Here is a 13,395-nt window from a genome sequence, read left to right on the forward strand (position 1 = left end):
ATCCTCTTTACAATTCAGTTACTTAGGCGACAACGGCGAGGATGTCATCCTCGCGCAGGACGACCAGATCCTGGCCGTCGACCTTGACCTCGGTGCCGGAGTACTTGCCGATCAGGACGGTGTCACCCTTCTTGACGTCGAGGGCATGGACCTTGCCGTCTTCGGTGCGCTTGCCCGGGCCGACCGCAACGACTTCGGCCTTCAGCGGCTTCTCGGCAGCGGCGTCGGGGATGATGATGCCGCCGGCAGTCTTCTTCTCTTCTTCCAGACGCTTGACGATCACGCGATCGTTCAAAGGACGCAGACTCATTGTAAATCTCCCAAATTCAAGGGTTTATAGACAGATAGCGAGTGCTTCGGGCTTTATCGTTGGCGCCGCTGTTAGCACTCGCCGCACGAGGCTGCTAATTCTTGAGGACGGCCCCAGCAGATTCAAGGGGTGAAGCGAAGTTTCTTTGCCGGGGCCCCTCCCTGGTCTGCCAGCCCCGGTCTGTTCCCGGGGGCGGACGATGGTAGAAAGCCCCTCGTCCAAATGCGGTAATCAGTATAATTTTCAAGCCCCTAGCATAGCTCCGACAGCGTGGCCGCCCGAGCCGCGCGCGGGGGAGAACATGATCATCCGGAATAACCGGAAGCCCGGCGGCCTGGCGGCCGCCGGCATCACCTTGGGCCTGATGCTGGGTGCCTGCGGTTCGTCCGACCCGGTGGGGTCGACGGGCCAGCCGCCCCTGCCCGGCCTGGGCCCCAGCCGCTGCGGCGACGTGCAGACCCGGCCCTGGTGCGATACGCGCCTGAGCCCGGCGGAGCGCACGGCGCTGCTGCTCGGCGAGATGACGCTGTCGCAGAAGCTGAGCCTGCTGGGGGGCGACAACATCGTGGCGGCGGCCACCGGCGATCCCTACGTGGGCATCAGCGAGGGCATCCCCGAGCTCGGCATTCCCGACCTGCGCATGTCCGACGGCCCGGTGGGCGTGCGCGGCAGCCCGGCCACCGCCTTCCCCACGCCACTGGCGCTGGCCTCGAGCTTCAACCCGGAGCTGGCGCGGCGCACCGGCAAGGCCGTGGCCAACGAGGTGCGCCACAAGGGCAACGACCTGCTGCATGCGCCGGTGCTCGACATCATGCGCAACCCGCTGGCGGGGCGGACCTTCGAGACCTACGGCGAGGACCCCTATCTGGCCGAGCGGCTTGGCGTGGCCTGGATCCAGGGCGCGCAGACCGAGGGCATCATGGCCAACGTCAAGCACTACGCCATGAACACCCAGGAGGGCCAGATCGGCCTGCCGCCGATCACCTCGCTGATCGGCGGACGCCAACTGGTCAACCACGTCATCGACGAACGCACGCTGCGCGAGATGCACCTGGCGCCGTTCGAGGCGGCGATCCACGAGGCGGACGTGGCGTCCTTCATGTGCGCCTACGGCTTTGTCAACGGCGCGGCGGCCTGCGGCAGCCACTTCCTGCTGCAGCAGGTGCTGCGCGACGAGTGGGGCTTCGACGGTTTCGTGGTGTCGGACTATGTGCTGGCCGTGAAGGACACGGTGATGTCGCTCAACAACGGCACCGAGATCGAGATGCCGCTGGGCATGTTCTACACGCCGCTGCTGCTGCAGACCGCAGTGCTGACCGGCCTGGTCTCGATGGAGACCGTGGATACACGCGTCGGCAACATCCTGCGCACGCTGTTCCGCTTCGGCTTCTTCGACCGCGCGGACTACGTGCGCAACGATGACCTGGTGGACGTGGAGGGCCATGCCGCAGTGGCTCGGGAGACCGCCGAACAGGGCGCGGTCCTGCTGCGCAATAACGGCGTGCTGCCGCTGGATGCCGCCGCGCTGCGCAAGATTGCCGTGATCGGCAGTTCGGCGGTAGAGCGGCCCAGTGGCGGCGGCTCGTCGGCGGTGGTGCCGCTACGCTTCGTGCCGCCGCGGGACGCGCTGGCCGCGCGCGCCGCCAGCGCCGAGACGCTCTATGCCGACGGCAGCGACGCCGCCGCGGCCGCGGCGCTGGCCGCCACGGCAGACGTGGCGATCGTTTTCGTCGCCGACAAGGCCAGCGAGGGCGTGGACAAGACCTGCCTGTCGCTGGACTGCCCGGCCCTGCCCTTGTCGGTGCTGGTGCCGGGCCTGCCGGAGCTGGGCGGCAAGCCGCAGGACGCGCTGATCCGCGCCGTGGCCGCCACCAACCCCAACACGGTGGTGGTGCTGCAGGTGGCCGGCCCGGTGCTGACGCCCTGGCGGGACCAGGTAGCCGCGATACTGGTGGCCTGGTACCCCGGCCAGGAGGCCGGCGATGCCCTGGCCCACGTGCTGTTCGGCGATACGGACGCGGGCGGGCGGCTGCCGCTGAGTTTCCCCAAGGCCGAGGTGGACACGCCCACGGCCGGCAACCCCCTGCGCTACCCGGGCGTAGCCAACCAGGCTTTCTATACGGAAGGCATCTTCACCGGCTATCGCTGGTACGACGAACAGCAGGTGGAGCCCGCCTTCCCCTTCGGCTATGGCCTTTCGTATACGCAGTTCGCCTACGAAGGCTTGCAACTGGAGGCCCGCAGGGGCCAGTTGCTGGCCAGCCTGACGGTGCGCAACACCGGCAGCCGCGCCGGCTGGGCCACGCCACAGCTCTACCTGGGGCTGCCGTCACCATCGGAATCGGTCCCCCAACCGCAGCGGGTGCTGAAGGGGTTCTCACGGCACTGGCTGGCGCCGGGAGCCTCGGCGCGCGCGAGCTTCATCCTGGACCAGCGGGCCTTCTCCTACTGGCATGTGAGTGCCGGCGGCTGGAAGATTGCTGATGGCTGCTATGCGATCCAAGCCGGCGCGCATTCGCGCGACCTGCCGCTGCGCGCCACGGCATCGTGGACGCAAGGGACGCTCAGGGTCGGCGCCTGTAGTTGAGGCGAGCGATCAGCGCTGCGCGACACGGGAGGGGTCCTCCCCGCGCGCCACGCGCTCGAAGCAGTCGATCTTCTGCGGGCGGCTGGCCAGGGCGTCGCAGTAGTCCAGGGCTTCGACGGCGCTGAGTGAAGTGCGCAAAGCGGGGGGCTCGCTCATGGCGCCGGAGCGGGCCAGCGCATCGCCGCCGCAGCCTGTCAGCAGCGGCGACACGGACAGTCCGAGCAGCAGGAGGGCAAGAGCAGGCCGCATGGTATTCCCCGGTAGATCACGGAGAATTCCCATCACGGTTCGTTCCAGCCCCTGGCACGCGCCAAGCTTTTGTTTTTACAGGGTCACGCCTGTCGTGAGTCGCGCGATTTGCCCGACCGGCGGCGCGGTGCGATGAAAGATGCAGGGGACGGCGCTCGCCGTCCCCGCTAGCGCCAGGACGGTACGCCGCCGACCGGAATCTGCAGGCGGCGATAGCGGTCCGCCAACTGCCACAGTGGTGCGATCAGGAACAGGCGCAGGTGCTGTAGCACCGACGACGGGCGATGCTCGCGACGATGTCCGATCCACTGCAGCAGCAGGGACGAGCCGAACAGCAGCACCGCCAGCGCAAACAACACTCCCGGGCCGCCGACCGCCGACTCCAGCAGCAGCGCCCCGGAGTACATGAAGGCGAATATCATCAGCATGCCCAGCGCCAGCTGCCAGGACAGGCAAAGATAGAACGCCAGCCAGCCGAGCAGCACCAGGCTCGCCGGATTCCACAGGGCGTCGCCGACCGGGATGGCCCGGAAAGCGCAGCACAACGCGAACACGGTCACGGGAATGCAGAGCCCGTGAATGGCACGATTGCCAGGGTCCGCATGGTGCTCGCCGTACTCGGCGAGCCAACTCGTCAGGTTCCTCATCGGGCCTCCCCTCGTATATGTCGCTGGCCGCGTGGGTCAATCCGATCAAGTATGCTTAGACTGTAGGACGGCACCGATAGTAAATAGCCCCCCCAAGCCCAAGTTATCAGGAAGATGACGAAAACCATACCGAACGACACCATCGACCCGGTGGACCGGGTGATTTCGCGCCTGTATCGCTGGGCCATGGCCGTCCCCCCTGGGCAGTACCGCAACTGGGCCCTGGAGCAGGTCGGCCGGGTCATCCCGCATGACGGGGCCCTGTGGGGCAGCGGCTCGCGCAGCACGCTGAAGTTCCATACAGTCACCCTGCAGAACCTGCCCAAGGACTACCCGGCGGCACTGGAAGCCACCACGGCGGTCAACCCGATCCTGCCGCACCTGCTGGAGCAGCTCGACGTGCCGGCGGACATGTCGGAGATGATGGCGGACGAGCGCTTCTACAACTCGGAGATCTACCGCCGCACCTTCCAGCCCTTCGGCATCGAACGCATCCTGTCGATGTCGCACCTGGACCGCCGCAGCGGCATCTATTCCCTGGTGTCGCTGTACCGCAGCGACCGCAGCAAGCCCTTTTCCGACCTGGAAAAGCAGCAGCACAAGCGGATCGCCTTCCACCTGTTCAACGCGGCCTCGCACGCCTACTTCCTGCACCTGCTCAAGACCCAGCCGGAGCGGCCCATGGGTGCCGGCGCGGCGGTGATCGACCAGCACGGCAACTTCCAGGAGACCCAGCCGAGGTTCCTGGAAATGCTCGACGAGCGCTTCCCCAACCGCCAGCCGCAGCAGCTGCCGTTCAAGCTGCCGGACCCCGGCCAGACGGTGGCCTTCCAGGACCTGATGGTGCGCTGCGAGCCGCTCAACGACCTGGCGCTGATCACGATCTGGCCGGCCGGCCCGCTGGACCGCCTGACGGGACGCGAGCGCGAGATCGTCTACTGCGTGGCCCAGGGCCTGTCGTTCAAGCAGGCCGCCAAGAAGATCGGCGTTGCGCCGTCCACCGTGGCCAATCATCTGTACCGCGTCTACCGCAAGCTGGGCGTGTTCAGCCGCACCGAGCTGGCCTCGCTGGTCTATCCGGGCTCCGACAAACAGTAAAAGTGCGGGCGTGGGGCGGTGGTAGACTCCGCCCCCATGAAGATCCTGACCGCCACCGACTTGAAGGCCCGGCTCGACGCCGCCCCGCTGACCGTTCTCGATGTACGCACCGCCGAGGAGCTGGCCATTGCCGCCCTGCCCGGCGCCCTGCACATCCCCATGCAGGAGCTCCCCGCCCGCCTGGGCGAGCTCAATGCCGCCGAGCCGGTGGCGGTGCTCTGCCATCACGGGGTGCGCTCCGAGATGGCCGGCCGCTTCCTGGAGAAAAACGGCTTTGCCGAGGTCTACTCGGTCGGCGGGGGCATCGACGCCTGGTCGACCGACGTGGACGGCTCCGTTCCCCGTTACTAGGTCAACCGATCACCCATGGCTGCGTTGATCCCCCTGTAAACCACAACAAGATCCTGTCGCCCATGCGTCTGAACGCCCTGCTGCTGAGCGCCGCGCTCGCCCTCCCCTGCGCGGCACAGGCCAATGAACTGCTGAAGATCTACGACCTGGCACTGCAGAACGACGCCACCTGGCGCGCAGCTGAGCATGCCCGTGACGCCTCGGTGGAGGCCCGCCCGCAGGCGCGCGCGCTGCTGCTGCCGCAGATCAACGCCAACGCCCAGAAAGGCCGCCAGCTCAGCGAGGTGGACAACGATCCCGGCACCACCACCAGGAGCGACGACGATCCCTGGTCCTATGGCTTGAGCCTGAGCCAGCCGATCTTCGATTGGGGCGCGATCCAGCAACTGCGGCAGGCCGGCGGACAGGTGGCACTGGCGGAAACCAATTACCGCAGCGTGGGCCAGGACCTGCTGCTGCGCGTGGCGCAGGCCTACTTCAACGTGCTGGCTGCCGCCGACACGCTGAGCTCCGCCCAGGACGAGAACAAGGCCGTGGCGCGCCAGCTGGAACTGGCACAGGCCCGCTTCGAGGTTGGCCTGTCGGCGATCACCGAGGTGCAGGAGGCCCAGGCGCGCTACGACCTGACCAACGCCACGGTGATCCAGTCGCAGCAGACGCTGAACACTGCCCAGTCAGCGCTGGCGGAGATCACCGGCCAGCCCTACCTGCCCCAGGCGCGCCTGGTGGATGACCTGCCCCTGACCCCGCCGATGCCCACCGACATCGAGGCCTGGGTCAAGACCGCCCGCGAGGGCAACCTGAACGTGCTGGCCGCCCGCCTGGCCGCCGACATCGCCGACACCGGCATCAGCATCGCCCGCGCCGGGCACCTGCCCACCGTGGACCTCAACGGCAACCACAACATCAGCGGCAGCTCGATCGACGCCAACGGCGGCGGCACGGTGGATCGCGAGATCACGTCGGACCGCGTCACCCTGCAGCTGACCCTGCCAGTCTTCTCGGGCCTGGCGACGCAGTCGCGCGTCAGGCAGGCCACCAGTACCCGCGAGCAGCGCCGTGCCGAGTACGAGGGCGCCCAGCGCCTGGCCGAGCGCCAGACCCGCGACGCCTACTTGGGCGTGCTCACCGGCAGCGCCCGCGTCAACGCGCTGAAGCAGGCAGTGGTGTCCAGCGTCACCGCCTTGGATGCCGCCCGCAGCGGCCAGGAGGTGGGTACCCGCACCTTCATCGACGTGCTCAACGCCCAGCAGCAGCTGTCGGCCGCGCAGCGCGATTATTACCGCTCGCGCTACGACTACCTGCTGGCCGGCCTGCTGTTGCGGCAGGCGGCGGGCAATCTCGGCCAGCCGGACATTGAGGCGGTGGACCGCCTGCTGACCACGCCGTGACCTGACCGGCTGCAGGTGAAAGGCCCGCCTCGGCGGGCCTTTTTTATGGCCTCAACACGCTTCGTAGGCCTCCCAAATGCATGGCAACACCCCTGGATCGGGTGTTTTGAAGGCCTTTATATTCGATATGGAAATATAATACTTCATTAATATTCTTTTACTGACTGACGAACCCCCGGCAAGATGCGCCCACTTTCCACAACGCATCAACTGGGGTTTGCAGAAATGAAAAAGGGAATCAAGCAGGCAGGCGTCGCAACGTTGGCGGTTATCGCCTCCGTGGGAGCGGCCCAGGCTGCCCAGGGCGCGTCCGCTGAGGAGCTGGACCAGCGCATCCGTATCCTGGAACGCAAGCTGGAGCTGGACAAGGAAGCCGCCGAGGCCAAGGCCAAGGACTCGCCCACCGTCAGCATCTCGGAGAAGGGTCTCTCCGTGAAGAAGGGCGACAACGAGTTTAAGTTCAACGCACTGGTGCAGTTCGACGGCCGTACCTACCTGGATGACAAGGCCACCCAGAACGATACCTTCACCTTCCGCCGCATCCGCCCGACCTTCCAGGGCTCGGTGGGTAAGCTGGTGTCCTATCGCCTGACCCCGGAGTTCGCCGGTGCAGGCGCCACCATCGTCGATGCCTACGTCGACCTGAAGTTCGACCCGGCCTACACGCTGCGTGCTGGTAAGGTGAAGGGTCCCGTAGGCCTCGAGCGCCTGCAGGGCGGCTCCGCCATCACCTTCATCGAGCGCGGCCTGCCGACCGAACTGGTCCCCAACCGCGACCTCGGCGTGCAGTTGCAGGGCGATGTGCTGAACAACACCCTGAACTACACCATCGGCTACTACAACGGCACCTCGGACGGCCGTGACGGCAACGCCACCGACACTGACAACCGCAAGGAAGTCGCCGGTCGCCTGTTCGCCGAGCCCTTCAAGAATGCCGGCGGCGTGCTGGAGAAGCTGGGCGTCGGCATCGCGGCCAGCCACGGTACCCAGATCGGCAACAACACCACCAATGCCCTGCCCGGGGGGCTGCGCTCACCCTCGCAGCGCAATTTCTTCGTCTACAACGAAGCCGGCGTCACCGCCAACGGCGACCACACCCGCATCAGCCCGCAGGCCTACTTCTACAACGGTCCGTTCGGCCTGTTGGCCGAGTACGTTCAGTCCACCCAGGAAATCGATCGCGTCACCGGCGGTGCCGTGGTCAACAGTGAGGACATCAAGCTTACGGCCTGGCAGCTGGCCGGCAGCTACGTGATCACCGGCGAGGACATCGGCTTCAAGGGTCTGTCCAAGGTGGCCCAGCCCTTCACCATTGGCGGCGAAGGCTGGGGCGCATTCGAGCTCGCGGCCCGCTACGGCGAGCTGAAGGTCGACGATGCTGCTTTTGACGGCGGTGCGGCCCTGCGCTTCGCCAATCCGGACGCGCAGTCCAAGAAGGCAAGCTCCTGGACCGCTGGCGTGAACTGGTATCTCAACACCAACGTCAAGCTGGCGCTGAACTACACCAACACCAGCTTCGATGGCGGCAAGGCCGGCGGCGCGGACCGTGACGACGACAAGACTGTCTTCACTCGCCTGCAGCTGAACTTCTAAGCATCAGGCCGATGGTCAGGGCAGGCGTCCGCCGCCTGTCCTGACCCCGGCAACAGAACACCTTAATTCAAGGACTCACCGACATGCGTATCATCAAGACTGCCATCGCGGCTGCGGCCCTGGCCCTTCCGCTGTTCGCCCATGCGGCGAGCTACGAACTCCTGAACGTGTCCTACGACCCGACTCGCGAGCTCTACAAGGAATTCAACGAAGCCTTCGCCAAGCAGTACAAGGCGAAGACTGGCGACACGGTCACCATCAAGCAGTCGCACGGCGGCTCGGGCAAGCAGGCCCGCGCCGTGGTGGACGGCCTGCAGGCCGATGTGGTGACCCTGGCCCTGGCCGGTGACGTCGACTCGATCGCCACCGCTGCCAAGCTGCTGCCCAAGGACTGGCAGAAGCGCCTGCCGGAAGGCTCGGCTCCATACACCAGCACCATCGTTTTCCTGGTGCGCGCCGGCAACCCGAAGGGCATCAAGGACTGGGACGACCTGGCCAAGCCGGGCGTGTCGGTGATCACCCCGAACCCCAAGACCTCCGGTGGCGCGCAGTGGAACTACCTGGCCGCCTGGGAATACGCCAAGCGCAAGTACGGCGGTGACGCCAAGGGCAAGGAGTTCGTCGAGAAGCTGTACAAGAACGTGCCGGTGCTGGATACCGGCGCCCGCGGCTCGACCACGACCTTCGTGCAGCGCGGCATCGGCGACGTGTTCATCTCCTGGGAGAACGAAGCGTTCCTCGCCCGCAAGGAATTCGGCGAGGACAAGTTCCAGATCATCGTTCCCTCGCTGAGCATCCTGGCCCAGCCGACCGTGTCGGTGGTGGACAAGGTGGTGGACAAGAAGGGCACCCGCAAGGTGGCCGAGGCCTACCTGCAGTACCTGTACTCGGAGGAGGGCCAGGACATCGCGGGCCGCAACTTCTACCGTCCGACCGGCGCGGCCGCCAAGGCCAAGTACGGCAGCCAGTTCCCGAAGGTCGAGCTGTTCACGATCGACGAGGCTTTCGGCGGCTGGACCAAGGCGAAGAAGGACCACTTCTCCGACGGCGGCAGCTTTGACCAGATCTACCTGAAGAACTGATGGATGACGGGCGGCGACATCATGTCGCCGCCCGTTTCACTCCCTGGACAAAGACAGCCATGACCCCGACCAACAAACTCAAGCGCATCGCAACGCTGGCCCTGGCGGCCGTGCTGACGGCCCCTGCCGCGCAGGCAGCCGACTACAAGCTGCTGAACGCCGCCTACGACGTGTCCCGTGACGTCTACAAGGACCTGAACCCTGTCTTCATCGCGGAATGGCAGAAGGCCAATCCCGGCAACACGGTGAAGGTCGACCAGTCCCACGGCGGATCAAGCAAGCAGGCCCGCTCGATCATCGACGGACTGCAGGCCGACATCGCGGCGATGAACAGCTCGCTGGACATCGACGCCATCGCCAAGGCCAAGCTGACCAAGGCCGACTGGTCCAAGCGCCTGCCCTACGCCAGCAGCCCGTCCTGGTCCACCATCCTGTTCCTGGTGCGCAAGGGCAACCCCAAGAACATCAAGGACTGGAATGACCTGGTGCGCTCCGACATCAAGGTCGTGATCCCGAACCCCAAGACCTCCGGCAACGCACGCTACAGCTATCTGGCAGCCTGGGAATACGCACGCCGGCAGCCGGGCGGCAACGACACGACGGCCCGCAACTTCGTCTCGCGCTTTCTGGCCAACGTTCCGGTGTACGACACCGGCGGCCGAGGGGCCACCACGACCTTCGTGCAGCGTGGCATCGGCGACGTGCTACTGACCTTCGAGAACGAAGTGCAGCTGATCACCTCCGAGTTCGCGGCCAACCAGTTCGAGATCGTCGTGCCGTCGCTGTCGGTGCGTGCCGACAACCCGATTGCCGTGGTGGATCGCGTGGTGGACAAGAAGAAGACCCGTGCGGTGGCCGAGGCCTACGCGAAGTTCCACTTCTCGCCTGCTGCCCAGGACATCTTCGCCAAGTACGGCCTGCGTCCGTCCGACCCGGCGGCGCTGGCGCGCAATGCCAGCCGCTTCCCGGAAGTGAAGCTGTTCACGGTGGACGAAGCTTTCGGTGGCTGGGAAACCGCGCACAAGACCCATTTCACGGACGGCGGCATCTTCGACCAGATCTACCTGAAGTAAGCAATGACTCTCCAGCTGACTTTGCTCATGCGTTGCATCGTCTGTCGCCCCATCGGCTGACACGCGACCAACGACGCACCCCCCTCTCCCGGTGAGTGAAGTCTTTCGGGGCGCGTGAGCGCCCCGTTCCTTTTTCGGCGTGAGAGCGCCTTTCAATCCCCCCAAGCGCAGAACAAGGAGTTCACATGTCCACCATCGCAGCGGTCAACACCCGCAATCAGTTCCGCGGCAAGGTAGTCGGCGTCAAGCGTAGCCCGGTCGTGTCCGAGGTCGAGATCGAGACCGGCGCCGGCATTGTCAGCGCTATCGTCACCTCCTCCTCACTCGAAGTGCTCGACCTCAAGCTCGGCGATCCGGTGATCGCGCTGTTCAAGGCCACCGAGGTCCTGATCGCCGCCGTCTCCGGCAACGACTGAAGCGTTCCCAGAGCCCCGCAAGGAAACCGCCATGTGCCTGATCATCCACAAGCCGGCCGGGCAGCCGATTCCGGAAGAACTGATCCGGGCCGCGCTGGAGTTGAATCGCGATGGCTGGGGGGCCATGGGTTTCGACGGCGACGGAAAACTGCTGCTCGAGAAGCAGCTGGAGCCGGATGCCAGGACGATCCTCGATTTCGAGCGGCGCCACCGCAACCATGAATACGTGCTGCATCTGCGGCGGCGAACCAAGGGCGGTGGTGGCCTCGACAACGTGCACCCCTTCCGCGTGGTGCCCGGCGTCTACCTGATGCACAACGGCACGCTGCCGCTGGAGCCCAAGCAGGCCGGGCGCTCCGACACCTGGCACCTGGTGGCGGAGATCCTGCGACCGCTCGCCCTGCGGCACGAATCGCTGCTCTCGGACCCGGCCTTCCTGCAGTTGCTGGAACTGGGCCTGAAATCCGAGAACAAGCTGGCGCTCTTGCACGAGGCCAAGCGGGAGATCGTTCTGGTGAACTGGCAGCACGGAGCCGAGTTGGATGGCCTGTGGCTGAGCAGCACCCGCTGGATCGACCGCCGCCGCTTCCCCCTGGCGCATGCGCCCCAGCCCCAGGAACAGGTCTACACACCCGGAGACCTGCATTTTCTTTAGATAAAAAAAGAATAAGCAAATGCGTTCATATTTTCTTTAGAAAAATTTATCCTAAGCAACATCCCGCGATATTCCACCGATACGGCCTTCTGCCTTCCATGACCGCCGCAACTCCTTCCTTTCAGCGTGCCCGGCGCGCCCGATCCGTGATCCCCGGATTCGGCCTCACCATGGGCTTCACGCTGTTCTACCTCAGCCTGATCGTGCTGATCCCGCTGGCCGGTGTGTTCTTCAAGTCCTCGCAGCTCGGCTGGGACGGCTTCTGGCACGTGGTCACCCACCCGCGCGTGCTGGCCGCGCTGAAGCTCAGCTTCGGCGCGGCGCTGATCGGCGCCCTGATCAATGCGGTATTCGGCACCCTGGTGGCCTGGGTGTTCGTCCGCTATCGCTTCTTCGGCAAGCGCTTCTTCGACGCCGTCATCGACCTGCCCTTTGCCCTGCCCACGGCCGTCGCCGGCATCGCCCTGACGGCGCTGTACTCCGCCAACGGCTGGGTCGGCCAATTCCTGGAGCCGCTGGGCATCAAGGTAGCCTATACGCCGCTGGGCGTGATCCTGGCCTGCACCTTCATCGGCCTGCCGTTCGTGGTGCGCACGGTGCAGCCAGTGCTGGAGGAAGCCGAGAAGGAGCTGGAAGAGGCCGCCGCGTCGCTGGGCGCCAACCGCCTGCAGACCATCGTCCGCGTAATCCTGCCGACGATCCTGCCGGCCATCCTGACCGGCTTCACGCTGGCTTTTGCCCGCGCCGCCGGTGAGTACGGCTCCATCATCTTCATCGCCGGCAACATGCCGATGGTGAGTGAGATCGCACCGCTGCTGATCATCATCAAGCTGGAGGAGTTCGACTACGCCGGCGCCAGTGCCGTGGCGGTGGCCATGCTGGGCCTGTCGCTCTTGCTGCTGCTGCTGATCAACGGGCTGCAGATCTGGTCCCGCCGCCGCCACGGTCAGAAGACCTGAACCCACGAATTCCGACGGACGCCCACCATGACCGCCGACGCTTCCTTGCAAGATCCCCCTGCCCTGCCGCCCGAGTTCCGGCCCGAGGGGCCGTTGTTACACCGAAACGCGGCCATCAGCGAGCCCGCCTGGGTGCAGCGGATCCTGATCTCCCTGGCCCTGCTGTTCCTGCTGGGCTTCCTCCTGCTGCCGCTGATCTCGGTGTTTGCCGAGGCGCTGCGCAACGGCTGGGTCACCTACAAGGACGCCCTGTTCGAGCCCGACGCTATCGCTGCGATCAAACTGACGCTGCTGGTGGCGGCGCTGGCGGTGCCGCTGAACCTGGTGTTCGGCATCGCGGCTGCCTGGGCCATCACCAAGTTCGAGTTTCGCGGCAAGTCGGTGCTGATCTCGCTGATCGACCTGCCGTTCTCGGTATCCCCGGTCGTGGCCGGCGTGATCTACATCATGATCTTCGGCCGGCATGGCTGGGCGGGGCCCTGGCTGGACGAGAACGACATCAAGATCGTTTTTGCCGTGCCGGGTATCGTGCTGGCCACAGTGTTCGTGACCTTCCCCTTCGTGGCGCGCGAGCTGATCCCGCTGATGCACGAGCAGGGCACCGACAACGAGCAGGCGGCCCTTACGCTAGGTGCCAGCGGCTGGAAGACCTTCTGGCACGTGACCCTGCCCAGCATCAAGTGGGCGCTGCTCTACGGCGTGCTGCTGTGCTCGGCGCGAGCCATGGGAGAGTTCGGCGCCGTCAGCGTGGTGTCCGGCCATATCCGCGGCCAGACCAACACCATGCCGCTGCATGTCGAGATCCTCTACAACGAGTACCAGTTCGCGGGTGCCTTCGCGGTGGCCTCCATCCTGGCCCTGTTCGCGCTGATCACGCTGGCGCTGAAGAGCTACCTGGAATGGCGGCACGGCGATGAGTTGGCTGCCACCCGCCGGCATTAAGTCGTCCCTGACCAAGATTCCGGCCATCCATGGCCGGGGGAT

The 13,395-nt window shown here is 65.7% G+C and carries 14 protein-coding genes; 11 read left to right on the forward strand and 3 right to left on the reverse strand.

Annotated elements, in window-relative coordinates; genetic code table 11:
- Window positions 1–22: 22 nt before the first annotated feature.
- A complete protein-coding gene (gene groES, locus QT386_RS04465; protein WP_289272539.1) occupies window positions 23–310 on the reverse strand; it encodes a co-chaperone GroES in 288 nt (95 codons plus the stop codon).
- 301 nt (window positions 311–611) lie between these two features.
- Here groES and QT386_RS04470 point away from each other — a divergent pair, with 301 nt between their 5' ends.
- Window positions 612–2,897 carry a glycoside hydrolase family 3 C-terminal domain-containing protein gene (locus QT386_RS04470; protein WP_289272540.1) on the forward strand — a complete coding sequence of 762 codons (2,286 nt, stop codon included), beginning with the start codon at window positions 612–614 and terminating at the stop codon, window positions 2,895–2,897.
- A gap of 9 nt (window positions 2,898–2,906) precedes the next feature.
- Here QT386_RS04470 and QT386_RS04475 read toward each other — a convergent pair whose 3' ends face one another.
- Both QT386_RS04475 and QT386_RS04480 read right to left on the reverse strand, forming a co-directional pair.
- On the reverse strand, window positions 2,907–3,146 hold the full coding sequence (locus tag QT386_RS04475) for a hypothetical protein (RefSeq protein ID WP_289272541.1): 240 nt from the start codon (window positions 3,144–3,146) through the stop codon (window positions 2,907–2,909).
- Window positions 3,147–3,313: 167 nt separating this feature from the next.
- A complete protein-coding gene (locus QT386_RS04480) occupies window positions 3,314–3,793 on the reverse strand; it encodes a DUF962 domain-containing protein (protein ID WP_289272542.1) in 480 nt (159 codons plus the stop codon).
- 114 nt (window positions 3,794–3,907) lie between these two features.
- Here QT386_RS04480 and QT386_RS04485 point away from each other — a divergent pair, with 114 nt between their 5' ends.
- From QT386_RS04485 to cysW, 10 genes are all read left to right on the forward strand, one after another.
- Window positions 3,908–4,891 carry a response regulator transcription factor gene (locus QT386_RS04485; protein ID WP_289272543.1) on the forward strand — a complete coding sequence of 328 codons (984 nt, stop codon included), beginning with the start codon at window positions 3,908–3,910 and terminating at the stop codon, window positions 4,889–4,891.
- Between the two features lie 36 nt (window positions 4,892–4,927).
- The gene (locus QT386_RS04490; RefSeq protein WP_289272544.1) at window positions 4,928–5,242 is read left to right on the forward strand and encodes a rhodanese-like domain-containing protein; all 315 of its coding nucleotides are present in this window, start codon (window positions 4,928–4,930) and stop codon (window positions 5,240–5,242) included.
- Window positions 5,243–5,304: 62 nt separating this feature from the next.
- Entirely contained in the window at window positions 5,305–6,633 is a 1,329-nt protein-coding gene (locus QT386_RS04495) for a TolC family outer membrane protein (protein WP_289272545.1), read from the forward strand.
- Between the two features lie 225 nt (window positions 6,634–6,858).
- On the forward strand, window positions 6,859–8,226 hold the full coding sequence (locus QT386_RS04500; protein ID WP_289272546.1) for an OprO/OprP family phosphate-selective porin: 1,368 nt from the start codon (window positions 6,859–6,861) through the stop codon (window positions 8,224–8,226).
- 83 nt (window positions 8,227–8,309) lie between these two features.
- Window positions 8,310–9,308 (forward strand): sulfate ABC transporter substrate-binding protein, encoded by a 999-nt coding sequence (locus QT386_RS04505; protein ID WP_289272547.1) that lies wholly within the window; start codon window positions 8,310–8,312, stop codon window positions 9,306–9,308.
- Window positions 9,309–9,367: 59 nt separating this feature from the next.
- Window positions 9,368–10,381, forward strand: coding sequence for a sulfate ABC transporter substrate-binding protein (locus QT386_RS04510; protein ID WP_289272548.1), 1,014 nt, complete (start codon window positions 9,368–9,370; stop codon window positions 10,379–10,381).
- Between the two features lie 185 nt (window positions 10,382–10,566).
- Window positions 10,567–10,797 carry a molybdopterin-binding protein gene (locus QT386_RS04515; RefSeq protein ID WP_289272549.1) on the forward strand — a complete coding sequence of 77 codons (231 nt, stop codon included), beginning with the start codon at window positions 10,567–10,569 and terminating at the stop codon, window positions 10,795–10,797.
- A gap of 31 nt (window positions 10,798–10,828) precedes the next feature.
- A complete protein-coding gene (locus QT386_RS04520) occupies window positions 10,829–11,452 on the forward strand; it encodes a class II glutamine amidotransferase (protein WP_289272550.1) in 624 nt (207 codons plus the stop codon).
- 98 nt (window positions 11,453–11,550) lie between these two features.
- Window positions 11,551–12,411, forward strand: coding sequence for a sulfate ABC transporter permease subunit CysT (gene cysT / locus QT386_RS04525; protein WP_301334146.1), 861 nt, complete (start codon window positions 11,551–11,553; stop codon window positions 12,409–12,411).
- Window positions 12,412–12,438: 27 nt separating this feature from the next.
- Window positions 12,439–13,353 (forward strand): sulfate ABC transporter permease subunit CysW, encoded by a 915-nt coding sequence (cysW, locus tag QT386_RS04530; protein WP_289272552.1) that lies wholly within the window; start codon window positions 12,439–12,441, stop codon window positions 13,351–13,353.
- The last annotated feature ends 42 nt before the right edge of the window (window positions 13,354–13,395 follow it).

The sequence above is a fragment of the Solimonas sp. SE-A11 genome (assembly GCF_030345715.1).
In the GTDB taxonomy this organism is placed as follows: domain Bacteria; phylum Pseudomonadota; class Gammaproteobacteria; order Nevskiales; family Nevskiaceae; genus Solimonas_A.